At 38.6% G+C, this 25,922-nt stretch carries 23 protein-coding genes; 6 read left to right on the top strand and 17 right to left on the bottom strand.

The window, feature by feature from the left end; all coding sequences use genetic code 11:
• Window positions 1-104 precede the first annotated feature (104 nt).
• The 12 genes from OSO01_RS11735 to OSO01_RS11790 all read right to left on the bottom strand — a co-directional run bounded on the left by OSO01_RS11735 (window position 105) and on the right by OSO01_RS11790 (window position 13,710).
• Window positions 105-1,724 carry a long-chain fatty acid--CoA ligase gene (locus OSO01_RS11735; RefSeq protein ID WP_147210628.1) on the bottom strand — a complete coding sequence of 540 codons (1,620 nt, stop codon included), beginning with the start codon at window positions 1,722-1,724 and terminating at the stop codon, window positions 105-107.
• Between the two features lie 14 nt (window positions 1,725-1,738).
• Window positions 1,739-2,896, bottom strand: coding sequence for a thiolase family protein (locus tag OSO01_RS11740; RefSeq protein ID WP_147210629.1), 1,158 nt, complete (start codon window positions 2,894-2,896; stop codon window positions 1,739-1,741).
• A gap of 466 nt (window positions 2,897-3,362) precedes the next feature.
• Window positions 3,363-4,781 (bottom strand): hypothetical protein, encoded by a 1,419-nt coding sequence (locus tag OSO01_RS11745; protein ID WP_147210630.1) that lies wholly within the window; start codon window positions 4,779-4,781, stop codon window positions 3,363-3,365.
• 118 nt (window positions 4,782-4,899) lie between these two features.
• A complete protein-coding gene (locus OSO01_RS11750) occupies window positions 4,900-5,859 on the bottom strand; it encodes a 5-oxoprolinase subunit C family protein (RefSeq protein WP_147210631.1) in 960 nt (319 codons plus the stop codon).
• Window positions 5,856-6,626: a LamB/YcsF family protein gene (locus tag OSO01_RS11755; RefSeq protein WP_147210632.1), complete on the bottom strand. Its 771-nt coding sequence runs from the start codon at window positions 6,624-6,626 to the stop codon at window positions 5,856-5,858. The genes OSO01_RS11750 and OSO01_RS11755 overlap by 4 nt, the downstream gene beginning before the upstream one ends.
• Window positions 6,623-7,357 carry a 5-oxoprolinase subunit PxpB gene (gene pxpB, locus OSO01_RS11760; protein ID WP_147210633.1) on the bottom strand — a complete coding sequence of 245 codons (735 nt, stop codon included), beginning with the start codon at window positions 7,355-7,357 and terminating at the stop codon, window positions 6,623-6,625. The genes OSO01_RS11755 and pxpB overlap by 4 nt, the downstream gene beginning before the upstream one ends.
• A gap of 158 nt (window positions 7,358-7,515) precedes the next feature.
• Window positions 7,516-8,742: a CynX/NimT family MFS transporter gene (locus tag OSO01_RS11765; protein ID WP_147210634.1), complete on the bottom strand. Its 1,227-nt coding sequence runs from the start codon at window positions 8,740-8,742 to the stop codon at window positions 7,516-7,518.
• A gap of 86 nt (window positions 8,743-8,828) precedes the next feature.
• Window positions 8,829-10,052, bottom strand: a complete 1,224-nt coding sequence (locus OSO01_RS11770; protein ID WP_147210635.1) for a NupC/NupG family nucleoside CNT transporter — start codon at window positions 10,050-10,052, stop codon at window positions 8,829-8,831.
• Between the two features lie 157 nt (window positions 10,053-10,209).
• A complete protein-coding gene (locus OSO01_RS11775) occupies window positions 10,210-11,028 on the bottom strand; it encodes a purine-nucleoside phosphorylase (protein ID WP_147210636.1) in 819 nt (272 codons plus the stop codon).
• A 54-nt stretch (window positions 11,029-11,082) separates the two neighbouring features.
• Window positions 11,083-11,661 (bottom strand): TetR/AcrR family transcriptional regulator, encoded by a 579-nt coding sequence (locus OSO01_RS11780; protein WP_147210637.1) that lies wholly within the window; start codon window positions 11,659-11,661, stop codon window positions 11,083-11,085.
• Between the two features lie 248 nt (window positions 11,662-11,909).
• Window positions 11,910-13,073 carry a toxic anion resistance protein gene (locus OSO01_RS11785; protein WP_147210638.1) on the bottom strand — a complete coding sequence of 388 codons (1,164 nt, stop codon included), beginning with the start codon at window positions 13,071-13,073 and terminating at the stop codon, window positions 11,910-11,912.
• Window positions 13,074-13,086: 13 nt separating this feature from the next.
• Window positions 13,087-13,710, bottom strand: coding sequence for a 5-bromo-4-chloroindolyl phosphate hydrolysis family protein (locus tag OSO01_RS11790; protein WP_147210639.1), 624 nt, complete (start codon window positions 13,708-13,710; stop codon window positions 13,087-13,089).
• A 364-nt stretch (window positions 13,711-14,074) separates the two neighbouring features.
• Between OSO01_RS11790 and coaW the strand changes: the two genes are divergently transcribed.
• The 3 genes from coaW to OSO01_RS11805 are packed head-to-tail and all read left to right on the top strand — an operon-like array spanning window position 14,075 to window position 16,333.
• The gene (coaW, locus tag OSO01_RS11795) at window positions 14,075-14,866 is read left to right on the top strand and encodes a type II pantothenate kinase (protein WP_147210640.1); all 792 of its coding nucleotides are present in this window, start codon (window positions 14,075-14,077) and stop codon (window positions 14,864-14,866) included.
• Window positions 14,867-14,896: 30 nt separating this feature from the next.
• On the top strand, window positions 14,897-16,051 hold the full coding sequence (locus tag OSO01_RS11800; RefSeq protein WP_246145141.1) for an MBL fold metallo-hydrolase: 1,155 nt from the start codon (window positions 14,897-14,899) through the stop codon (window positions 16,049-16,051).
• Window positions 16,052-16,066: 15 nt separating this feature from the next.
• On the top strand, window positions 16,067-16,333 hold the full coding sequence (locus OSO01_RS11805; protein ID WP_147210641.1) for a DUF3006 domain-containing protein: 267 nt from the start codon (window positions 16,067-16,069) through the stop codon (window positions 16,331-16,333).
• A 96-nt stretch (window positions 16,334-16,429) separates the two neighbouring features.
• Here OSO01_RS11805 and pdxT read toward each other — a convergent pair whose 3' ends face one another.
• Together pdxT and pdxS are read right to left on the bottom strand one after the other, a co-directional pair.
• On the bottom strand, window positions 16,430-17,032 hold the full coding sequence (gene pdxT / locus OSO01_RS11810; RefSeq protein WP_147210642.1) for a pyridoxal 5'-phosphate synthase glutaminase subunit PdxT: 603 nt from the start codon (window positions 17,030-17,032) through the stop codon (window positions 16,430-16,432).
• A gap of 30 nt (window positions 17,033-17,062) precedes the next feature.
• Window positions 17,063-17,953: a pyridoxal 5'-phosphate synthase lyase subunit PdxS gene (gene pdxS / locus OSO01_RS11815; protein ID WP_147210643.1), complete on the bottom strand. Its 891-nt coding sequence runs from the start codon at window positions 17,951-17,953 to the stop codon at window positions 17,063-17,065.
• Between the two features lie 114 nt (window positions 17,954-18,067).
• Here pdxS and pdxR point away from each other — a divergent pair, with 114 nt between their 5' ends.
• Window positions 18,068-19,465, top strand: coding sequence for a MocR-like pyridoxine biosynthesis transcription factor PdxR (gene pdxR, locus OSO01_RS11820; protein ID WP_147210644.1), 1,398 nt, complete (start codon window positions 18,068-18,070; stop codon window positions 19,463-19,465).
• Between the two features lie 444 nt (window positions 19,466-19,909).
• The gene (locus OSO01_RS11825; protein WP_147210645.1) at window positions 19,910-21,325 is read left to right on the top strand and encodes an alanine/glycine:cation symporter family protein; all 1,416 of its coding nucleotides are present in this window, start codon (window positions 19,910-19,912) and stop codon (window positions 21,323-21,325) included.
• A gap of 51 nt (window positions 21,326-21,376) precedes the next feature.
• Here the strand turns inward: OSO01_RS11825 and purU are convergent, their stop codons facing one another.
• Together purU and OSO01_RS11835 are read right to left on the bottom strand one after the other, a co-directional pair.
• On the bottom strand, window positions 21,377-22,276 hold the full coding sequence (gene purU, locus OSO01_RS11830; protein ID WP_147210646.1) for a formyltetrahydrofolate deformylase: 900 nt from the start codon (window positions 22,274-22,276) through the stop codon (window positions 21,377-21,379).
• 180 nt (window positions 22,277-22,456) lie between these two features.
• Window positions 22,457-23,980, bottom strand: coding sequence for a TcaA 3rd/4th domain-containing protein (locus OSO01_RS11835; protein ID WP_186813647.1), 1,524 nt, complete (start codon window positions 23,978-23,980; stop codon window positions 22,457-22,459).
• Window positions 23,981-24,167: 187 nt separating this feature from the next.
• On the opposite strand from OSO01_RS11835, the gene OSO01_RS11840 reads away from it, so the two are divergent.
• On the top strand, window positions 24,168-24,638 hold the full coding sequence (locus OSO01_RS11840) for an Hsp20/alpha crystallin family protein (RefSeq protein WP_147210648.1): 471 nt from the start codon (window positions 24,168-24,170) through the stop codon (window positions 24,636-24,638).
• 224 nt (window positions 24,639-24,862) lie between these two features.
• Here the strand turns inward: OSO01_RS11840 and OSO01_RS11845 are convergent, their stop codons facing one another.
• Window positions 24,863-25,825 carry a Gfo/Idh/MocA family protein gene (locus OSO01_RS11845; protein WP_147210649.1) on the bottom strand — a complete coding sequence of 321 codons (963 nt, stop codon included), beginning with the start codon at window positions 25,823-25,825 and terminating at the stop codon, window positions 24,863-24,865.
• Window positions 25,826-25,922: the final 97 nt, after the last annotated feature.

Raw genomic sequence — 25,922 nt, forward strand, 5'->3', positions numbered from 1 at the left:
AATATATCTTCCTATTAGTAAAAACACTGCTGTGTCCTTATCATACTTACTTTTCATAGTGAAGAATGAATGGACGCTCCTTGCCTGAGTAAATATTTATTTCATTAAGATGGATCCGATAAGGAAAGCATTTCTTTCACCTGATTACGCAGTGCACGTTTTAAGAATTTCCCGACAGAGGTTTTTGGAATCTCTTCCATGAATAAAACCCGATCCGGGATCCAAAATTTCGCAAATTGCGGCTCTAAAAATTGTTTCACATCTTCTTCTGTCAGTGTTTCTTTTTCTTTTAATACCACACATGCCACAGGGCGCTCCTGCCACTTTGGATCAGGAACAGCAATAACAGAGGCTTCATAAACTGCTTCATGCGCCATTAAAGCATTTTCTATATCTACAGAGGAAATCCATTCACCGCCGCTTTTAATCATATCCTTTGTACGGTCAACTATTTTAACAGAGCCTTCTTCATCAATATTAATTACATCTCCTGTGTGAAGCCAGCCATCCCGGAAAGCGTCCTCACTGCGATCATTTTTATAATATGAATCTGCAATCCAGGGTCCTTTAACAAGCAGCTCGCCTATTGTTTCACCGTCATATTGAATTTCTCCATTTTCATTAATGCCTTTAATTTCAATCCCTGGTACAACCATGCCCTGGCGAGAGCGTAATTCCAGACGTTCTTCTTCATCAAGCTCCTGCTGATAGCTTTTTAAACGGGCTAATGTCACAATTGGCGAAGTTTCTGTCATTCCATATGCATGAACGAAAGGAATCTTATATTTTGATTCAAACGCACGAATCATTCCTTTTGGAGCAGCTGAGCCGCCGCAAAGTATACAGCGCAGACTGCTTGTATCATAATTTCCATTCTCCAGCGCCTGCAGAAGTCCCAGCCAGATAGTCGGTACTCCTGCTGCCATTGTAATTTTATGCTCCTCTATTAATTCAGCTAAGATTTGTGGTGTCGGCATTGGCCCCGGCAAAACTTGCGTTGTTCCAAACCATAACGCAGCAAACGGCATCCCCCAGGCATTCACATGAAACATAGGCACTACAGGCATTGCAATATCTCCCTCTGACAACCCTACAGTATCCTTTAACCCCAGGGCTAAGCTATGTAAATAAATTCCCCGGTGTGAATAAGCAACCCCTTTTGGTCTGCCTGTAGTTCCAGATGTATAACATAAGCCGGCCATGTCATTTTCATCAATATCTTCACAAAGCTCTGTACCCGGATCTGCACCTTCAAGTAATACTTCATAGGATGCAACATTTGTTAAACTTGTTTCAGGTAATACATCTTTATCCGTCATGACAATAATTTTTTCTACATCAGTGATTTGGTCTTTAACACGTTCAATTAACGGGAATAAGTCCTCGTCAACCAGCAATATTTTATCCTCTGCATGATTGATAATATAGGCAAGATCATCTGGTGAAACACGGATATTAATCGTATGCAGTACTGCTCCCATTGTTGGAATTGCAAAATAAGCCTCCAGGTGACGATGATGGTTCCAGGCTATTGTTCCGACTCTATCTCCTTTTTTCACACCTAATTCCTTTAAGACTCCCGCTAACCGTCGTATTCGTTCAGTTATTTTTCTGTATGGAATGGTTTGAACTCCACCCAGGGTACGTGAAATAACTGTTTTATCAGGAAAATACTTCTCTGCATGTCTGACCATTGTTGTTAAATTTAACTGTGTTTGCATCATTTTAAAATTCCTCCCTACTCCCTTGTTAATCGTTCAATAATAGTACCATTAGCCATTCCCAGTCCTTCACACATCGTCTGCAGGCCAAAGCGGGCTTCGAGCCGCTCCATCGTATGCAGCATCGTCACCATCAGTCTGGCTCCGCTTGCGCCTAAAGGATGCCCCAAAGCAATAGCTCCTCCATCAATATTTACTTTTTCTTCATCTGCCTCTAATTCTTTCATCCACATCAGCGGAATTGACGCAAATGCCTCATTAACTTCAAAAACATCAATGTCCTCTAAGGATAAATCAGCCTTTTTTAAGATTTGCCTGGTAGCTTCAATTGGCCCTGTCAGCATCTCTGTTGGATCAGAGCCAATCACATTTCGTGCCAAAATACGAAAATGCGGCACAAAGCCAAGCTCTCTTGCTTTATCATCGGACATAATCAAAAGTGCTGCTGCCCCATCACTCATTTGGCTGGCGTTTCCTGCCGTAATTCCACTGTTCTCTGTAAATAAATCAGGTAATGCCTCCAGCTTCTCCATGGAGGTATTCTTTCTTGGTCCTTCATCTTGATAAAATTGAGCTGTTGTTCCATCAGCTCTTTTAACGGAAATCGGCATTATTTGTTGGTGAAAATAGCCTTTTTCTTGTGCTTCTATTGCGCGATTATGACTTTTGAATGAATATTCATTCATTTTATGGCGTGAAATACCCCACTTTTCCGCAATTTTAGCCGCTGCTATCCCTTGATGGACCATATCATATTGATTTTGTAAAACACTATTCCATTTCACACCCTCGTGATTGCTTCCCATCGGTACACGAGACATACTCTCTACACCAGCTGCAACAACGATATCCATATCACCGCTAATGATTGCTTGTGCGGCAAAATGAATTGCCTGCTGACCGGAGCCGCATTGCCGATCAATCGTCGTTCCGGCTACACTGGCAGGATACCCTGCAATAAGCGCTGCCTGCCTTGCAATATCAACCGCCTGTTCTCCTGTTTGTGTTACGCAACCCATAATAACATCATCAATTAATGTTGCATCCAGATTGGCCCTCCGTATTAATTCCTTCAAAGGCGCTGCAGCTAATTCTTCGGCTCTTATCTCACTTAAGAAACCATTCCGCTTTCCGATAGGCGTCCGTACTGCTTCAACAATGACAGCATTCCGCATCAATTGTCCTCCTTTTTCATTTTGAAAGGATATAATCCGTTGTAATTAAAAATAAATTGGTTCCCGCAAAGTCTGCAGAATTTTTATTTCGTATGTGATTCATCTGTAAGAACCTTAAATACCGGCACTTTCAGTAAACGCTTTCATAGATAATTTTATGTTGTTAAAAAATGAATGTCAAGTGCAAAATAACAGTACAACCAGAAAGCACCTGACTTTATACAACGAAGCTTTATTCAATGAGAGTTTATGGACAATTTTCCGTGATAGGTTACCCGATATTATTCTAATTGCAAGATGTATAGGATACAGAGGACTCTTCATGTACAATGATATTCTGATATTCTGATATTTTTTCCTTTTTTATATCTGCTATAGTTTTCAAAGGATTTTCAGCTAAGTAATGACCAGATCCGCACACTCTGTATTACTAAAGAATGTGCGGATTCGCAGTTTTTTATAAAAATCAACTTGCCACATACGTCATTACTTGAATATACGTCATCACAATCATATATAGAACAACCGCAAAAATGCCATTGAACTGAAAGCCGTTTTTAAAGCCGCTCAGGCCATTGGATCCGCTTAAAACAATAATCGGCATAATTACTGGTGATAACAAAATCGATATCGAGCTCCCTAATGTTACTGCCAGCACAATCAGCTCAGGAGGATAGGGCAGATGGATGGACTGGAGAATACCGGCAACCAATACCATTACTGTCAATGGTCCAAGACCGGCAAAGCCTAAAATAATTACCATAAAAGGAAGCAGATACAATAAATTGATAAATGGCGCAACTGCTTCCAATGCGTAGAGGCTGTCCACGACCCAGCCTGCAAATCCTGTTTTGGTCAGCCCGGCAATCAGCATGCCAGCACCGATCATTACACAAAGCTGATAGGATTTTCCTGCCATCTCTTCCTTTACATAAAGTGTTGCAATATGTGTTAATTTATATAGTCGTTTTTTCACGACATAATAGCTAAGTATCCATACTAAGATAGTTAAAGGTATCAGAACAAGAAGCTCCATATTAATCAATGCACTCAGAATAAAAATGGAACCAAAAAGGGAAACAAATAATATCACAAATTCACGGATAACCCGCTTCGTTTCCTGTTTGTTCTTTGTATGCTGCATAATCCCATCAATCTCGTGCCGGAGACCTCTTGTAAAATTAACGTTGTATTTTTTATTCTCTAACGGAAAGAACAGAATAGCCAGTATGCTCCCTGCTGCAGACACTCCTAGTCCCTGCACAATCGATTTCCATAATGAAGCATCCATGGCTTCTACCACATAGGCAAAGCTTGGGATACTGACTACCCACAGGACAGATAAAGCAAAACCGCGTAATATTGCTGTCCCCTTATATCTCTCCCATGCCTCTCCTTTTTCATCCTTTAAAATCATAGATACAAATTGATACAGCATTGGAATTGCACCAAATAGAAGAAAATAGGCAATAATTTGTGTAAAAGAAATCATACCAAAGTAAAATTTCTTACTTGTATTCACGAAACCATGTGCATAGCTGATAGCAGATTCTAAAAAAGCTTCCTCCCGCAGGACCCAGCTGACCATTGGTATGACAACTAATAACCCAACCATATTGCGCATTTGCAATAATCCTTCCCGCATTCCTGCTGTAAAAGAAGCATCCACCGAGAGGAAGATAATCACACCAGTTAGAAACAGCCCCAACGGCATCTTTAAATGCAATGGTCCATAGTAAACTGCCCCAAATAAAATAATTCCAAATCCAAAGAATACCAGCAGCGTTAAAAGAATATCAATGTGAAAAAAATAGGTGATGAAATGAATGATTGTGAAACCAATGATGCAGGTAGCTAACGCCCGGCTGATAAATTGTTTACTCATTATTGACAGTCTCCTATATTATTTTGTTATCTTTACTTTACCATGGAACCCTACTGTATCAAAGCCTTCCATTAAACCAGCTGGTGCCGGGTAAAGTCAACAAGAAATCCTCCTTCTTTTAAACGTGCTGCTGCAAGGCTGTCTGCAGCATTTTTAAAAAGCGCTGCTGCTGCAGATAATCCGCCTGCGCTCTTTCTAAGGATACAGATAAAAATTGAATCTCTGAACCGATTTTCTTTTGTACAAGAAGCGGAATATCTGTTGTAATAACAGTAGCGATTCGCGCGTAACCTCCAGTTGTCTGCCGATCAGATAATAACACAATCGGCTGCCCATTCGCCGGAACCTGTATCGTCCCAGGAAGCACAGCATCTGAAATAATATCTGCTCTGTCTGCATGAGACAATGCTTTTCCTTCCAAACGGCTGCCCATTCGATTCGATTGTTCTGTAATACGGTAGCTTTCCTGGTAAAATTGTTGATATGTTTTGTCGGAAAAAGCAAATATATCTGGTCCTGCAATCACTCTAATTGGACGATGCTGTTCATAATTTGGCACGTCTGTTTCTTTTAAATATCTTCCTGCCCGGATAGATTTCAGGTTCACATCCTCTGATAATAAGATATCTCCTTTTTGCAGGACCCTTCCCTCTAAACCGCCAATATTTGCCTGTGCGTAAGTTGACTTACTTCCCATTACTTCCTCAGCAAAAAAACCGCCACTTACTGCAAGATAAGCATACATTCCGTTAACTGGTCTGCCAAACGATAATATCTGTCCTGCGTAAACACGGAAAGATTTCCATGGATATAGAGGCTTCCCATCAATTGTTGCCGACAAATCTGCACCACCGATTGCAACAACAGTATCCTGTAAAACTTTCAGCTGGGGACCCATCAGCATAATTTCAAGTGTCGCTTCTTCCTCTTGATTACCTGCAAGCAGATTAGCAACACGATGTGCAAAGGAATCCATTGCGCCAGATGTTGGAATACCATATTTTTGATAGCCAACCCTGCCTAAATCTTGAATACTCGTAGATAAACCAGGTTTGATTACTTCAAAGATTTTTTTCAACTTGGATCACCTGCCGCACTTATCTGTATATGCTGACCAGATAATGCCTCTGCCAGCCTTCTCACAAAAACAGCTGCCTGTGCCCCATCGCCATGAACACAAATTGTATCGGCCTGAATAGCCACATCTGTTCCGTCCACTGCTTTAACTTTATTTTCCTTCACCATCCGGATAACACGGCTTAGACTTAAATCTACATCATGGATCAATGCATTTGGTGCTGATCTGGGTGTCAGGGTGCCATCTGGCTGATAATTTCTGTCTGCGAACACTTCTTCTGCTACTTGCAGCCCTCTCTTTCTCCCTTCCCTGACAAGCTCTGAATTGGCTAATCCAAATAGAATCATATGCTTATCAACACGATAGATTGCATCTGCAATTGCAGCGGCTAAAACTTTATCTGCTGCAGCCATCGAATAGAGAGCACCGTGAGGTTTAACATGACTGATTCCAGTTCCATAGATTTCCGCAAATCCTCTCATAGCACCAATCTGATAAACCATTAAATTGAAAACCTCTTCCGGCGTCACCTGCATCTTTCGCCGGCCGAATCCTTGTAAATCCAATAACCCGGGATGAGCACCAATTGCCACGTTATTTTTCACTGCTTTTTCTACTGTTTCCCGCATCACATTATGATCTCCAGCATGATAACCACAAGCAATATTGGCAGAGGTAATCCATTCCATCACCTCATTATCCTGCCCGATTCGGTATGCCCCAAAGCTTTCTCCTAAATCACAATTCAAATCTACAGACAAATTCATGATGGATCACCTTCCTTCTCTTCACTTATTTTTGGTTGATAGTCTCCATTTTGTACTGCATCTTCTATTTTATAATAGGTTTCTGAATCAATAGCTTCAAACTGGAGCGTATCGCCGGATCGAATAAGAATTTTATTATCTTTCTGCGCATCATAAAGATGTACCGGTGTTTTCCCGATAATTCTCCAGCCTCCTGGCGAATCCAACGGATAGATCCCTGTCTGCTGATCTGCGATACCTACTGACCCGCGTTCCACTCTTTTTCTTGGGTTCTCAAGCCTTGGTGTAACAAGCTTCTCTGATAAACCGCCCAGGTAAGGAAAACCGGGCATGAATCCCATCATATAAACATAATAAAGCGGCTCTGTATGCAGGCCGATTATTTCTTGAACGGAAAGATTATGATATTCAGCAACATCGTCCATGTCTATAGCAAATTCTTTTTCATAGCAGACAGGAATCGTAACCTTTCTTGAAACTGGAGGAGCTGATTCGCTCATTAATTTTTGTAATTGATTCAGCTTTTTTTCGAGCTTCAAATATGTGATTTTACCCGGATTATAATAAATCGTCATACTGGTATACGCAGGAATCCACTCTGTGATTCCCTCAATTGGATAATTTTCTAACAGACTGGTAAAGCGATGAACATTTACATTTACCTGTCTGTCAATTGTATTGCCAAATTGGATACGTACTCCCCGGTCTCCGTACAATTGAATGGAATACATAATTCATCACCTATCCTTTTTTATTCTGAACTTTCTGCATTTCTATTGTACACCTATTTTTTGCAGAAACGAATAATTTGAGTTGAAGAAATACCATTTTTAATAGTTAAAAACCCTGTTAAGACATTTAAAAATCTTAACAGGGTGTCTCTTTAATTTTATTTTTTATTCTCAAGAACAAAGCGGTCCCTTCCAACCTGATAACCCAAAAATACAATACAGGCAGCTACTGTCATTAATACTAATAGAGAAACTGTCCATGTTGCTGTTAAATCATAAATAGAACCAATTGCAAATGGACCGATTGCTGCTAAAAGATAACCGACAGACTGTGCCATTCCAGAAAGCTCTGTTGCCTGTTCTCCATCTCTGGAGCGCAGACCGATAAATGTCAATGCAAGAGCAAAACCGCCGCCCAGTGCAATTCCAATAAACAGAAGACTGAACATGAGGACAGTCCAGGAGTTTCCAAGTAATAAACCGCCATAACCTAGTATTGCGCAAATTCCGATGGAGCTTGCAACAATGGATTGCTTCTTCATTCTTCCTGCCAAAATAGGTAAGAAAAAACTCGCCGGAAGCCCGACAATTTGCGTCAACGACAACAGCCAGCCTGCAGTTTCCATACTCATTCCATAATCATGTAAAATCTCCGGCAGCCAGGAAATAGTCACATAAAACATTGTTGACTGCAATCCCATATAGATAGCAACAATCCATGCTAATGGAGATTTCCACATACGGTTACCGGACAGTACTCCTCCAGAAGCCACTTGCATTTTTTCTTCCCGTTCTGTGTATTTATTAAGAATAATAACCCAAAGAACAATAGCGAGGATAGCAGGAGTTGTCCAAACAAGCAAAGATAACTGCCAGCCTAAACCAAAACCTTCTGCTAAAGGATGGCTCAGCCCGGAAGCGGAAGCTGCAAAAATATTCATAGCTGTTGTGTAAACACTAGTAAGCAGCGCAACCTTTAAAGGAAAACGATCCTTAATAACACTCGGAAGGAGAACATTACAAATTGCAATTCCTGCCCCGACAATAAATGTTCCAATCAATAATAAAATAAATACAGAAACCGAACGAACAAGAATACCAATGATAATTAAGACCAGTCCAATGACCAATGCTTTTTCCTTTGTAAATGTACGAGCAAGATTGGGAACCAGCGGAGAAATAACCGCAAAAGCTATCAAAGGTAAACTTGTCAACAATCCTGCTGTACCATTTGAAATCGCAATGTCATCACGTATAAAACTAATGATTGGCCCAACTGAAGTAATTGCCGGACGTAAATTAAAAGCGACAGCAATGATTCCAATAAGAAGAATAATAAATTGCAGCTGATTTGAATCTTTTTTCCTTTTTTCCATTCCTTCCATGATAAGCCTTCTTTCTAATTGATAACATACCTGATACTGTTATGAACTCTATTACATTGGATAAAAACTAGAATGTCTTATTAGTTTTACAGGAACATAGTAACAATAGCACCATTTAATAAATTTGCCAATGTTGCTCCTATTAATGCCTTCATCATAAGCCGTTGAATTTCATGCTTACGCTCCGGTACTATATTGGACAGCATTCCTACAATACTTCCTGCCGCACCAAAGTTCGCAAAGCCGCTTAGTGCAAATGTTAATACTGCAATAGATCTATCTGAAAATGACTCCAGCATTGCAGAAAACTGAGAAAATGCTACAAATTCATTAAGTAAAAATTTTTGCGCTAAGAGATTACCAGCTTGTACAGCTTCATTCCATGGAATTCCAATAACAAAGGCAATTGGAGCAAATATATAGCCAAGGACAAATTCCAATGAAAGATTTTCAAAGCCTATTAATGATCCTCCCCATCCTAAAATACCATTAACTAAAGCTAATAAACCAATAAAGGCCATTAGCATTAAACCTACATTGATTGCAAACTGCAGCCCTTCACGGGAACTAGTGAAAATAACATCAATTACATTCGTTTTTGCATTATCTGCTTTCTGAGATTCCTGAGCGATTTTCCATTCATTTGGATTTAGAGTTTCCGTTTCAGGGATTATAAACTTAGCAATCATAATTCCTGCCGGAGCTGACATAATTGCAGCAGACAATAAAAACTCTAATGGAATTCCCATTGCAGCTAAACTGATCATTACTGCCCCAGACACAGATGCCAGCCCACTGACCATTAATGAAAATATTTGAGATCTCGTCATATTTGATATGTATGGTTTAATAACAAGAGGAGCCTGTGTATTTCCCACAAAAATATTTGCAGCTGCTACAGCAGATTCAGAATAGGATGTTTTCATGATTTTCGAAATAAATCCTCCGATAAAACGGACAAGGTATTGCATAATTCCAAAGTGATATAAAAGAGCAATCAGCACTGTTAAGAAAATAATCATTCCAAGTACATTTACTGCAAAAATGGCAATTTCTCCATCTCCTGCAAGCGGACCAAAAACGAATTTAAGACCTTCCTGACCATAATTAATCATACCGTTAATTGCATTAGAAATAGTAACAAGAGCTCTTTTTCCAAAATCCCACTGTAATACGAGATAACCAAAGATAATTTGAAGTATAAATCCTATTGAAACAGTATAGATATTAATTTTTTTCTTCTTTTCAGATAATAAAAATGAGATAAGAATAATAACACTACATCCTGCCAATCCCCATAAAATATTCACAGATACACCTCTTTGCTGTTTGTCTACTTAAAATAATTGAACTCGTTATAAATAATAGAGATTAACTCTCATTTCAGATATCTGAAATGAGAGTTAATCTACCACTGTCAATTCTATTTATTTTAATATAAAATAAATTCATCCTGTATTCATTTACTTACATTTGATGAATAACTTCTTCAATAAGCTGAATAAACTTGCTGCGTGATTGTGCAGCAACTTCAATCACTTCATCATGGCTTAATGGCTGATCTAAAATGCCGCATGCCATATTTGTTAAACAAGAGATACCAAGCACTTTTAAACCGCCATGTACAGCAACAAGAGCTTCAGGAACTGTAGACATGCCGACCGCATCTCCGCCAAGCACCCGGATCATACGAATTTCCGCAGGTGTTTCGTAAACTGGACCGCTCCACCAGCTGTACACACCTTCCTGCAGGGTAATGTTATTTTCTTTAGCAATACCCTTTGCCAAATCACGAAGCTCCCGATTATATACTTCAGAAGCATCCGGAAAACGAGTTCCTAAATCATCATTATTTGGTCCTATTAATGGATTTGTTCCAGTCAGATTAATATGATCTGTAATCAGCATTAAATCTCCAGGATTGAAATCTGTATTTATAGCTCCACAAGCATTAGTAATAATCAGTTTATCCGCTCCAAGCGCTTGGATAACACGCACAGGGAAGGTTACTTCATCCAGTGAATAGCCTTCATAATAATGGTAACGGCCTTTCATGGCTACAATACGTTTTCCTTTTAGAGTACCAATGACAAGCTGGTTTGCATGCCCAATAGCAGCCGATTTTGAAAAATGTGGAATTTCTTCATATGGAATGACAACAGCATCTTCTAATTCGTCCGCCAAATCTCCTAATCCAGACCCGAGAATCATACCGATTTCTGGAACCAGATCTGCTTTACTTTGAATAAATTCTCTTGCTTCTTTAATGTGGTTTGACTGATGCATATTAATTTCCTCCTTTAAATGAATATATTATCAAACAGCCCCGCAGTAATTTTTTTATTTCTGCAATGATTGCTGACTGAAAATAAGTGGCAATATCCCGGCAGTGGTGCGCAGTGATTCAGCATGCTTACTGGCTAAAGCTGCTACCAATGCTCCTTGGATCATTGTGTTAATTATAGTGCCCAGTTTTTTTGCTATACTTTCTTTATACCCGTTTTCTTGAAGTTTTTTCATAAATTCTAGTGACCATGTTTCAAAAGCCCCTTCACAGGATTTCCGCAAATTATCATTTGTCGAAGAAGTTTCCAAAATCAGTGCTGCAATAGGTACCCCGACAAAATAACGGTTTTTTTCAAAACGGTCCGCACTATCTAAAATAAATGACTGAATTGCTATCAGTGCATCTTCATGCTTGGAAAGCTCTTCCTGAATAAAGGACCTGACTGCTTCTCTTGTCCACTTGACCGCTTCCAAAGCTATTTGTTCTTTTCCATCTGGAAAATGGTAATAGATAGAACCGCGTGGAGCTCCGCTTTGCTCTATAATCTCTTTTAGTCCCGTCCCCACATAACCTTTTTCTTGGATTAATTTGGCTGTTGTTCGAATAATTTCATCTTTTGTATTCTTTCTCATTGGACTGAAATATCCACCTTTTTAGAGATCGTTCATCTACTGTAAGCTATAAAAATTATAGCTTACAGTAGAATTAAACCAATCGGTCTACATAATAACAATAGTAAGTGATTGAAGATAAGGTGTCAATCGAAAATCAAATGCATCAAGTTATAATTTTAGAGGGTTTTTACAATTTAGTATAGGGGCAACAATAGAAGATATTTGTGCACTAAAAAACCAGGCTATACGCCTGGCCTTCTCCTCATTTATTCTTTAAACTCCAGCATTTTATTTTTTAATTCCTCTTCCATGCTGATCAGCTCTTTTTCAGCTTCATTACGTTTCTTGCGTCCGTCTGATTGAATCTGTATGGTTTCTTCGATGGTAGACATTAATTTTTCCTGTGTCTGCTTCAATGTATCAATATCCACAAGACCACGTTCATTTTCTTTCGCCGTTTCAATTGTATTTTCTTTCAGCATATCTGCATTTTTTAATAATAAATCATTCGTTGTTTGTGATACCTGTTTTTGCGCTTCCATCGCATGGCGCTGTCTCAGCAGAGTCAAAGCAATAGCTACCTGGTTTTTCCATAGTGGAATAGCCGTTAAAACAGACGATTGGATTTTTTCCACAAGTGCCTGATTCGTATTTTGAATAAGACGGATTTGCGGGGCACTTTGCATTGTGATTTGACGGCTTAGCTTAAGGTCATGCGTCCGTTTTTCAAGCCGGTCCACAAATTGAAGCATATCATTTACTTCCTGTACATCCATCTGGCTCCCGCTTGTTTCCGCTTTTTGACGAAGCTGCGGGATAATATCATTATTAATTTCTTCTACCTTTAATTCTCCGGCAGCAATATAAATGTTTAAAGCATCGTAATAATCCCGGTTCATTGAAAATAGTTTATCGAGCATAACATTATCAGACAAAAGTAAGTCTTTATTTCGGTCCAGACGCACACTGATACGGTCAATCTGAGAACTAGTTTTTTGATAACGTGACAGCACCTCATTAACTGATTTCGACAGTTTTCCAAATAAACGTGATAAAAACCCGTTTTTTTCTTCCTGTAATTCAGAAGGATCGATATCCTCCAGCTTTTTCATCAGCTCCGTTAAAATGGAGCCAATTTGACTGACATCCTGTTTTTGGACATGCTCTAACATTTCATGGGAGAATTGATGTAATTTTGCTTGTGCTTCCACACCGTATTTTACTAAAGACTGCTGATTTGTCGTATCAATTTGCAGCGCTAATTGTTCTGCTTTTTTACGATGTTCAGCTGGAAGCTTGTCGACAAGCCTTGGCGCTTTTGCACTTTCTAAATTTTGATCTGAAGTACCCGTAGAAATTTCAGTTCTTTCCCCAAACGGATCATTTAATAAATCATTTATAGAATCATTAGAATGGTCTTTTTCAGTCATGTAGATATCCTCCTTATTTTTTAGATCGGCGCAGCGTCTGCTTTGCTACATCCAGCTCAAAATCCAATGTTTCTAAATCATCTCTGAGCATCACCTGTAAATCTTTTTTTATCGTCCGGTTGAAGGCAGTAAGTGTCTGCCTGGTCTCCTTTAACGATTTTTGCATCTCGATAGATGGGGAAGGCTGGCTGGAAAGGTAAGCATAACGCTCTGATAATTCCACAAGCGAGTCTAAATGGTTATAGAAAAAACTCTCTGCCTGATAGAATCGCATCGGTTCTTTTCTTGCGTTGTTATATATTTTTTGTGCAGTTCTTACGATAGCTAAGTTTTCCCGCGCATGCTGGAAAGACCGTACCTTGAATAAGGCTTTTTGCATGCGTGTTATCTTGCCTCTGGCTTCTTTTAAATTCGTATCAATAAATTTATATTCTTTTTTGGTTAATCCCTGACTTCTGACAAATCGATAATCCATGATTTGTTTTGCAGCTGCATAAGTCAATACGCCGCCGATTGCAGCAAAAAGACTAGTTAACAGTACAGTCTGTCCATATATAAAAAAGCTTACAAGCCATATAGCTGTCAGGCTGACAGCACCAACAAAGCTCTGCATTAAAAATTGCAATATTGCCCGCATACACTCACTCCTAAGTGATTAATCATTCTTGCCTAAGTATATTCGTCTATACTCTTTCTCTTATTATACTATTACGAATGACTGTTTTAAAAGTTTCAATTTCTTTTTATTTAAACCTGGCTTTATTTTATTTCTGAAAATAATTTTAGAGATTTTTATTTTTCTTATCCTTCATCTGCATTGGGACTTATTTTTTAATAGCTCCATTCATATTTGTTTATTAAATAAATTAGCTTGCGTTATCTAAACTCTAAATAATTATGATAATATAGGAATGAATGTTCTTATGTTAAGGAATGGTACAATTATATTAATTCTCTGTGATCACAAAATAGCTGCTTTATATTCAAGGAGGGTGTTTTTTATGGAACGAATCGGTATTGATGCAGGCGGATCTTTAATAAAAATTGCATATGAAGAAGAAGGCAGGCTTCGATTAAAGACCTATTCTGCCAAGCAGATTGATGAAGTGGTTCAATGGCTGGAAATGATTGCACCGGAAGCAGCTCTGCACGTGACAGGCGGCAGAGCCGAAGCACTGAAAGCTTCCAATAAATCAATTTCTATATTAAAGGAATTTAAGTGTGTCATAGAGGGAACAAAATATTTACTATTGAAAGAAAATAAGCTTCCAAAAACAGATTATCTTTTGGTGAATATTGGTACAGGCACCTCTTTTTTTCACAAAACAGACCGCTTATCAGGAACAGGAATCGGCGGTGGATTGTTTACTGGCATTGGCGCAATTATTGCAGGTACATCTGATTATCAATCTCTGGTTGAGCTTGCCTCTAAAGGAGATCGAAGCAAAAGTGATTTGATGGTTTCGGATATTTACCAATTTAACAATTCTCCTATTGAAGCTTCTTTGACTGCTGCTAATTTCGGAAAGGACCAGCTGGATAAATCGGTTTCTGTTGAAGATCAGATGGCGGCATTGACCCAGTTGATCGGAGAAACGCTTGTATTGCTTTCCAGCTTAACGGCAAATTCATTAGAAACAAAAGAAATCGTAATGATTGGTGGATCATTAACTGGAAATCCGCTCTTAAAACAGGTAATTGCTTCTTTTGAAAGTATGTTTGATTATAACTTGACTTTTTTAGAAAAAGGAAAACATGCTGGCGCGATTGGTGCACTATATCACGATGAATAAAAAGATTTACATGTACGAGGAGAATGACATTTGAAAAAAATTATTTATTTTAGTTTTATTATTATGTTTGTATTGGCAGGCTGTCAGGCAGAGTCAGATTCAGCAGCACAATCCAATACAGTGGATGGTGCTTTCGGGGCGCACTTTATTGACGTTGGACAAGGTGACTCCACTTTATTCACTTTGGAGGAAGAAGACGAAGAAATCGTTATCCTCTTTGACACAGGAGACTGGCAGGGAAATGAAGTAGTACCTTATTTAGAGGAGCAGGGCATTACAGACATTGACCTGGTCATTATCAGTCATCCGGATGCAGACCATATTGGCCAGCTTTCCAAGGTTATTGATCATTTTGCTGTAGATGAAGTTTGGATGTCCGGCAATGAAAGTACATCTAATACATACCAGACAGCTATGGAAAAAATCCTATCCAAGGATATCGGTTATCATGAACCGCGGACCGGGGAAGAGTATGAATTAGGCCCACTCGAAATAGAAGTATTGTACCCTGAGGACATTTCTGGAAAAGTAAATGAAGAATCGATCAGTATTCGTTTAGCCTATGATCAAGTTTCATTTATTCTGACTGGAGATGCAGGAGTGAATGAAGAAAAAGAGATGATGGAATCTTCTAATCTCGGCAGCACCTTTTTACATTTAGGTCATCATGGCTCTAAAACATCTACAGATCCGGAATTTTTAAATGCTGTTCAGCCGCATATTGCTATTTATAGTGCTGGTGAAGACAATTCTTATGGTCATCCAAGCCCGGAGGTTATTGAATTATTAGATGAGGAAAATATCGACTGGTATGGCACTGACAAAGACGGGACCATTGTGGTGACTACAGATGGAAAAGCCTATTCTATTGAAACAGATATGGGCACAAATATTACTGTTTCAGAACCGGATGCAGCGGAAGATAAGCAAACTTCTGCTGACGAGGAAAACGAAGTTGCTTCAGAAGACATCTTAAATGATGAAAAGAATGATTCCAGCTGTATTGATTTAAATAATGCTCCCAAAGAGGAATTAACTGAAATTATTCATATCGGTGACGAACGAGCAGATCAAATAATAGATAAACGTCCATTTGCTGCTTTTGATGAGCTTGAGAAAATTGATGGGTTAGGTTCAAGCCGGATTGCGGATATAGACTCCGAGGATCTGATATGTGACTTTTAAAGGAGATGGAAAAAGATGAAAGGAATCATTGATCGTTTTGAAGGAGAAACAGCGGTTATTTTAGTCGAAGCGGAGAACCGGGAAATTCTTGTTTCAAGCAGTGAACTTCCTGAAGAGTGTATGGTGAAATCAGTTGTGCGGATTGAGGAGTCAGAGGAACATACCCACCCAAGAATCACCCTCGATACAAAGGCAGACCAGGAGAATAAACAGCAATCGAGTGATCTACGAAAGGCTTTATTGAAACGAAAAAAAAGCAGTAAGTTGAAAAGACGAAAGTAGCATTAAAAAAACCTGAAAAAATGCAGCTGAAATCTCCATTTTTTCAGGTTTTCTTTTTAATCTTTTAAGGTTTAAAACCATTGGAATTCCTTTTAATTAAATCATTAACACCGACTTCTCTCCCACCATCGAAAGAAATAATTCCAAGAACCGGTTATCATCAGTCAGTTCCGGATGAAAAGCCGCTACAAGTAAATTATCTTCTCTTGCAGCCACAATTTTATTATCATACGCAGCTAAAACCTCTACATTTTCTCCAACCGATTCAATATATGGTGCACGGATAAATACTGCCGGATAAGCTTCCTTTATCCCTTTTACATCTAAGTTTGCTTCGAAGCTGTCCTTTTGTCTGCCAAATCCATTTCTTTTCACCTTGATATCCATCAGCTTCAAGCTTACTGGTTCTTCTGTTTCCACCTGACTTTTACCAAGAAGCACAAGACCTGCACAGGTTCCAAAGATCGGCTTTTTTAATTGAGCGAATTGCTGAACAGCTTCAATAAGTTTATTTTTCTTCATCAAACGCCAGATAGCTGTACTTTCTCCACCTGGAATAATTAATCCATCTACATTCTCCAGCATTTCTTTATTTTTAATAAGAATCGGCTCATGTCCTAAATCACGCAGTTGACCGGCATGTTCCTCTGTTGCTCCCTGCATGCTTAGAATCCCGATCCTGTACTTGTTTCTACTCATGCTGTTCACCTCTTTCTCCTTCAACATCACTTAAAAACTGCGATCCTGCATTCTGTCTTCAGGACGTAGTGTTTTCATATCAATCCCTTTCATCGCTTCTCCTAAGTCCTTAGAAAGCTCGCCAATTTTTTGATAGTCCTGATAATACGTTGTCGCTTCTACAATAGAACGGGCAAATTTCTCAGGATTTTTTGATTTAAAAATGCCTGATCCGACAAAGACGCCGTCTGCTCCAAGTTCCATCATAAGCGCAGCATCAGCCGGAGTTGCTACACCGCCTGCTGCAAAGTTTACTACTGGCAGTCTGCCTGCTTCTTTAATCTGCAGTAAAATTTCGAATGGAGCGCCAAGGTTTTTAGCTTCTGTCATGAGTTCATCCTCGTTCATATGTACAATTCTTCTTACCTGCGATTGTACTTCACGTAAATGACGTACTGCTTCCACAATATTTCCTGTTCCCGGCTCGCCTTTTGTGCGCAGCATCGATGCACCCTCGCCAATCCGGCGGGCTGCTTCTCCTAAATCACGGCATCCGCATACAAATGGAACAGTGAATGGCTTTTTATCCAGATGGAATAAATCATCCGCCGGCGTAAGCACTTCACTTTCATCAATATAATCCACACCAAGCGACTCCAGCACACGTGCTTCCACAATATGACCAATACGAACCTTCGCCATAACTGGAATAGATACAGCTTCCATTACTTCCTCTACAATGCTTACATCTGCCATTCTCGCAACGCCCCCGGCAGCACGGATATCAGATGGAACCTTTTCCAATGCCATTACTGCAACAGCACCCGCTTCTTCTGCGATTTTTGCCTGTTCCTTGTTGACAACATCCATAATCACGCCGCCTTTTTGCATTTGCGCCATTCCTCTTTTTACACGTTCTGTACCTGTAACTCGATCTGTCATGTTATTTCCCCCTAGATTCTTTACTGATTTTTTATTATTATAAAAATAATATGACATGAATGAAAGTGCCAATTTTATATATTTTAATGAGGTCAGTTTTAAAGGAGGGGGAAAATGGATCTATTATCTGTCCATTTAGATGAAACAATAAGTACACCTTTATATGAACAGCTTTATGAGTTTATAAAACAGGAAATTGTGGAGGAGCGGCTTCCCTATGGGCAAAAGCTGCCTTCTAAGCGTAAACTCGCCAACCATTTAGAAGTCAGTCAAAACACTGTAGAAACAGCTTTTGAACAGCTTGTGGCAGAAGGATATATTACATCACGCCCGAGAAAAGGGTTTTATGTCCTGGCACATGGAGATTTAGAATTTGTGGAGCATCCAATAAAAAAAGAAGATCCTAAACTTGAGAAGGAACCAGCAATTTTATTTGATTTTTCTCCAAATAAAATTGATACCGAAGCATTTCCTTTTTCCCAGTGGAGACGTCTGAACAGACATGTTATTGATGAAGTGAATCATGATTTACTTTTACTTGGCAATCCTCAAGGAGACAAGGAGCTGCGTGAAGCTATCGCACACTATGTGTATCACGCACGCGGGATTGACTGCGATCCAGATACAATTGTTGTAGGAGCAGGGATTGAGGTTTTAATGCAGCAGCTTCTTTCTTTACTGCCAGGCTCAACTATATTTGGAATTGAAGATCCCGGCTATCAATTGATGGTGAAATTAATTACACATTTTGGTTTTTTAGGACGAGCCTTAGATATGGGTGAAGAAGGGGTTTCTATTGAAGCAGTCCGTCTTTTAGAGCCTGATTATATCTATGTAACTCCTTCCAATCATTTCCCATATGGAACAGTTACTTCTATCAACCGGCGTAATCAGCTATTACAATGGGTAAATGAAGCAGAGAACAGATTTATTATCGAGGATGACTATGATAGTGAATTTCGATATGTAGGGAAAACAATTCCTCCCATGAAAAAAATGGATTTTAATGACCGGGTTATTTATTTAGGCTCCTTTTCCAAATCATTAATTCCATCTTTGCGGATCAGTTATATGATTTTGCCAAAAACATTATTAGAGCAGTATCGAAGCAGACTTTCCTTTCATCATTCTACGGTTTCACGAATTGACCAGCACGTACTGGCACACTTTATTCAGGAAGGATATTTTGAAAAACATTTGAATCGGATGCGAAAAATCTACAGGAAGAAATTTGAGTTCGTACAGCAGCTTTTCGAGGCTTATAAGCCTTCTATCCAGCTTTTGGGCGAACAATCCGGTCTCCATGTCGTCTGTGAAGTACGAAATGGATTAACGGAAGAAGAGATAATGAAAAGAGCCGTCCAACAAAGAATCAAGCTTTATCCAATCTCCTATTATGCATCTAAAAATGTTGTTGTCTCACACCCGCAATTTGTGATCGGTTTTGCAGGAATGAAGGAACGGGAAATAGAGAAAGCAGTACAACACCTTATTACTATCTTTCAGCCATAAAGGAAACTCTCAGTAAGACCAAATAAAAAAACTTTGGTATGACCGCCTTCTAATGAGACTGATACCTAGTTTATTTTTCCATCATAAAATCTATAATAATTTTAAGCATTTGCATAGTGTAGAAGAAACTTCTTCATCTATAAGTTTTCTTTATGGATAAGAAGTTTTTTCATTGCTACAAAACACTCTTACTTCTATGAATTTTTACAATTATTCCCCTCTTTAAAAATTAATGGAACTATTATAAATCTGTGCTATAATGTATTGTCTTTATCTAATACTATCAGTGTACAGTATTACATTCCTTGACATTTTCATCAGCTTAGAAATTCCTTACAAAGCAAGGTACCCTATGCAGTGTTAATTTTACCTTGCTTCATTTCTAATATTCCCGCAGATTTACACAGCAAAAGAAGCAGTCTTCAACCAGAAAGGAAGATAATAATGGATTTTATTTATACAATTTTAAATCATTTTAATGATTTTATCTGGACTTATATCCTGATTGTCGTATTAATTGGAGTAGGACTTTACTTCACTTTCAGGACTGGATTTGTCCAATTTCGTTTATTGCCGGAAATGTTTCGTACTGTATTCGACAAACGTTCTTATGATGCATCTGGTACGAAGGGAACTAGTTCTTTTCAGGCATTTGCAATCAGTGCCGCTTCCCGGGTAGGTACAGGAAATATGGCAGGAGTGGCAACGGCGATAGCTTTAGGCGGTCCTGGTGCTTTATTTTGGATGTGGCTTATCGCCATTATCGGTGCAGCATCCGGGTTTGTAGAAAGCACATTAGCACAGCTTTACAAAGAAAAAGATAATAATCAATATCGCGGCGGTCCTGCTTATTATATGGAAAAAGGTATGAATAAACGCTGGCTGGGAATTATTTTTGCGATTATGATTACCTTCACCTATGGATTTGTATTCAGCTCGGTACAGTCAAATACAATAAGTATCGCATTCGATTCACAATTTAACGTCCGCCCGATCTGGATTGCCATTATCCTGACAATCCTGACAGCAGCAGTTATCTTTGGCGGTTTAAAAAGTATTGCCAACGTCTCACAAATTATTGTTCCATTTATGGCAATTATTTACGTCGGGCTTGCATTGATTATCGTTATATTAAATATCACTGCAATTCCTGATATGTTTGTATTAATTTTTGAAAATGCATTTGGTATCCGTGAGGTTGCCGGCGGAGGCTTCGGAGCTGCTATTATGCTGGGTATCCGTCGTGGACTTTTCTCCAATGAAGCTGGAATGGGAGCAGCACCAAATGCTGCAGCAACTGCTGATGTGAGTCATCCCGTCAAACAAGGATTAGTACAAGCATTAGGTGTTTTCTTTGATACACTGCTTGTATGTACTGCCACTGGTTTAGTTATTCTGTCTGCAGGCGGTTTTGCCGGCAGTGATGCAGATGGAATTGCTTTAACACAAACAGCCTTCACACAAATGTTAGGAGGCTGGGCTGGTATATTTATTGCTATCTCTGTTTTCTTATTTGCTTTTACATCTATCCTTGGAAATTACTACTATGGGGAAAACAATCTGGCTTATATTAAAAATTCCAAGGTATTGATTTTTCTATATCGAATTGCTGCAATACTGATGGTAATCTTCGGTACATTCGCATCCTTTGATCTTGTCTGGCTATTGGCGGATATTTTTATGGCATTGCTTGCCTTACTAAACCTATTTGCCATCACAGCCTTGTTTAAAAAAGCCAATATTTTATTAAAGGATTACATGAAACAGCGGAAAGAAGGAAAAGATCCTGTATTTTATAAAGACATTTTAGATGACCAGTCCGGCATTGAATGCTGGGAACGCGAAACAGAAAAGAATTAATTATTTTTAAAACAAAGAGGTGGAATCAATTGGATTCCACCTCTTTGTTTTTTATTCAAATACAATTGTTTTATTTCCATATACGATAATACGATCTTCTAAATGCCACTTAACAGCCTGTGCCAGCACCCGGCGTTCAATGGACTGTCCAATCTTCTTCAAATCATCGACATTATGCTCATGGCTGACAGGCTCTGTTCCCTGCTCAATAATTGGCCCCTCATCTAAATCATTTGTTACATAATGGGATGTTGCACCAATCATTTTCACTCCTCTTTCAAAAGCACGTTCATACGGCTTTGCCCCGATAAAAGCGGGCAGGAAAGAATGATGGATATTAATAATTCTGTTTTTAAATACCTCAACAAATGTCGGCGAAAGGATTTGCATGTATCTTGCAAGAATGATTAGATCAATGTCATAGTCCTCTAAAATTTCTTTTTGCTTCGCCTCTATCTCTTGTTTTGTTTCTTTTGTAACCGGCAAATGATAAAAGTCAATTCCTAATGCTTCAACCATTTCCCGAGAATTTTCATGATTGCTGATAACCACTGGAATATTTGCCATTAAGTCCCCGCTTTGCCATTCCCATAGAAGCTCTAATAAGCAATGCGGCTCTTTGGAAACAAAGATAGCAATATTTTTCAACTCATGAACAAGGCTTAAACGCCATTCCATTTGAAAGCGTTCTGCTACCTCCTGGAATTCCTTCTTCAGCTTTTCAACATTTGTTCCCGGCTGATATTCAAAATCAAGGCGCATAAAAAATTCTCCGCCTTTTGGATTTACTGTAAACTGGTTAGATGAAACAATATTTGCCTGCTCATTCCATAAAAAAGTAGAAATTGCAGAGACAATGCCCGGCTGATCAGGACATTTAATGATTAATCTTGCTCTATTTTCATAACGGTCTTTATAAAAATCTGCCCGTTTATCTGTGTACATATTCACTGTCTGACTTCCTCGCTTCTATATTATTCGTAGAGTATAGATTAGCGGATAAGTGGCTGTCAGGTCAAGTTTTTTTATACAAATATTCAGTATGATCTTTTTCTAACTGCTTCCTTATCAAATATATAAGAAGCTGGAGAACATCGATTCAGATATTCTCCAGCCCCTACGCTTTATATTTTATTCATCCTCTTCATCGTCTGCGTCATCACTGCTTGAACCTGAAGCTTCATATACTTCTCCTGATCCATCATATAATTGGAACTCTGTTGCTGTAGTGTAGCTGGAATCATATAATCTTTCAGCTATCCACTTATCGTCCTGATATCTGATTTCAAGCAGGAGCGGCAGAGCGCCTTCTTCCTGGTCAGCTCCTTCTTCCAATGCACCTGTCACATATAATTCCACCGGCACCTCAAAATAAGGTCCATCATCACTGTACGTATACATTTCTTCTAAATCTGCAAAGCTGATACCAACCTCATCTAAGCTCCCTTCAAAGTAAAGCTCATCTGAAAAATATTCAAAATCAAATTCCATATCCTCTTTTACATAGTCTGATACGTATTCCATGTTAGAAGTATCATGATTCGCAATAGCTGCAATATATTCCTCAGCAAACTGGACAACGGAATCTGCCATATCCTCTTTAATTGTATCATTAAAGAAATCAATATTTACATCAACGAACCGGTCATCAATAGCAACAGGGTCCATTTCCATTGCTCCCCACGGCGTTTCAACATTTGTGTCTAATGTTAATGAGCCGTCTGTCAATATAGGACCGATATCAACAGAGTATTCTGTAAGATCAATTTCTACCGGCTGGCCGTCTATTGTAAAGGTGATTTCATCATACGGTAAATTTGTCTCCAGATTCGGATAGATAGTGACCTCTGATACATCAAATTCCAAAGAAGATGAATTATAATAATCAGCTAAAACCACTGTCTGCTCCTTTTCTAAATCTCCAAAATCTGTGCTTATCTTACTTATTGCCTCGTAAGCTCCTGGTGCAATTGGGCCGTATTCTATGGAATAGCTTGTTTGTTCACTGATATCAAACTCTTTCCCATTAAAGGTTGTTTGAACATCTTCTAAGTCAGAGTTGATAGATACATATTGCGGCTCCAGTTCAATAATATACTGCGTAAAGACAAGCATTCCTTTTTCATCTGCTTCTTCTACAGAAAAAAGAGTGCCATCAGATATTACCCGTTCCGGACGGTTCTCATTGATATTCACATTTCTGTGATTTTCTCCTGCCAGCTGTGCCAATGCTTTTGCCTCTTCTTCAGAAATTTCATTTCCATTCATACGTACAAGACTATGTAATTCATCTGCATCCTCTTCTACTAAAGCTTCTACAAATCTTTCAACAACTTTTTCTTCCGCGTAATACGAATTACCCCAAATATAAAATCCAATTCCAGCAATTGCTAAGACACCTGCAAGACTAAAAATCAGTTTTTGCTTTTTTGATAGCGGCTTCTTTTCTTTTGGCGTTTCCTGTCCGTACTGTGTTGAATCTTCTGATTTATCCTGCGAGGTTGATACCTGCGATTCTGCTTGATTATTTGTTGCTGCCTGTTCTTTTTGAGACTCACTTTCTGAAAGGATTTTATTTACTTTTGCTCCACAATTCTTACAAAACATAGCCCCTTCCGAAATGGGGTTCCCACATTCTTTACAAAAATCGCTCAATTTTTTCTCTCCCTTATTTTTATATTTCTCCTTATCCAGCTTATGTATTTCTGATATAGATAAAATAAGATAATTTATAATGATTTCAGATTAGATATACGGTTCTTTTTTTGCACACGGCTTTTACCCTGCCTGCATAGAATAGTTTTATCACGAAAATCAAAAGTTAGATAAAGGAGGTTTGTTGATGGATTCTAATAAGCATGATTCTCATTCTGATAAAAGAAAAGTATTCCCTGAGAACTGGAATATTGATTTTGCCCCCTTTCAACAATTTATGGATCGAATGGATAATTTATTTTCACGTTCTTTTAAATCCTTCCAGGGTCAGATACTTAATGATTTTCCCGCAGAAATAATCGAAGAAGAAAACAACATTTATGTAAAAGCAGAGGTTCCCGGATACCGCCGTCAGGATATTCGAATTGAAATGATAGGTAACCGTATTAAAATAAAATTAGAGAAGAAAGAAAGCCTATCATTAAGCGCAGATACGAAGAACATTGATAAAACATCCATCCAGCAAAAAGAACGAATTATCACACTCCCTTTTAATATACCAAAAAATAGCACAACAGCAACCCTTGAAAATGGAATTTTAATCATAAATATTCCGAAACAATCCATATCATCCCATTTTATAGATATTGAAGAATAACGCACATTCAGAATTATATGCAAAAAGTCCTCCATAAATGATGAAAAAATCGCCGTATAGTAAGTCTATACGGCGATTAAGTTTATATTTTATTATGGACAATCTCTCCTCAGGAGAAGATTGAGAATTCCTGCGGAAGGTTGTCCCGATTGAAGATAGCAGACATTTGCTGATTAGATACGGAAAAACTATTTCCTTTATTTCTTGATTAACTCAGGACGGGCTTACAACCCTGCCTGGGCACGTGCGTCTTCTAAAACCTCAGCAACTGCGATAGTATGATTTATTAATTCATCATACGATTTTTTATTATTCTTTTTGATGATTTTATTAAAATAAATAAACTCATAAGCAAGTCGTGCGCGGTCCTGTTTTACAGAAATATCCTTTGTTTTTCCATCAATTGTGATTTTTACATTATTCACGCCATTTGCACCGGGCTTAATATACATATACCCGTCCTCTCCCTGAATGGAAACAAAATTTTCCCCTGTAGTGTCCTTTGAGCCAACACAGCTTGCTTGAAATCCAGAATAAGAGAGTAAAGCAATCCCTGAGGTATCTATCCCATTTTCAAATAAATTTGCTTTATATGTCACCTCTGTCGGCTTACCAAACAAACGCAATACAAAATGGAGATTATAGATATTAATATCAGATAATGCACCGCCAGCAAATGCAGGATCAAACATATTTGTTACCTCGCCAGCTTTTAATTGATCGTAACGGCTGGAATATTGGCTATAATTACATTGAATTAGCCGAATTTGTCCTAACCGTTCAATATGATTGGACAGCTCTAAAAAGTTAGGTAAGAACAGCGTCGGGATTGCCTCAAAAATAAACACATTATTCTGTTCCGCTGCTTCTTTTAATTTTTTTGCATCCGCTGCATTCGGTGTAAATGGCTTTTCACAAATCACATGCTTATGGTTCTCCACAGCTTGGAGCGCCTGCTCTGTATGCAGCTTATTGGGGGAAGCGATATATACGGTATCCATCTCCTCATCAGCAAAAAAATCTTCAAGGGATGTATACGTTTTAGGAATTTGATACTCTCCAGCTAATTCATCAGCTGTTTCTTGTTTTCTGGAATATGCAGCAACACAAGTTACTTCTTCAATCGGTTCAATTGCCCGTAACATTTCCTGAACAATTTTACCCGACCCAATTGTGCCCAGTTTCATACTAATCAACCTTTCTTGTTTATCATTTTAAACAATTGATAGCTTTACTAAAAGCATACTTTTATACAATTTATGCAAAAAATGCTTACCCTTATCA

Source organism: Oceanobacillus sojae (genome assembly GCF_007991515.1).
Classification (GTDB): domain Bacteria; phylum Bacillota; class Bacilli; order Bacillales; family Amphibacillaceae; genus Oceanobacillus; species Oceanobacillus sojae.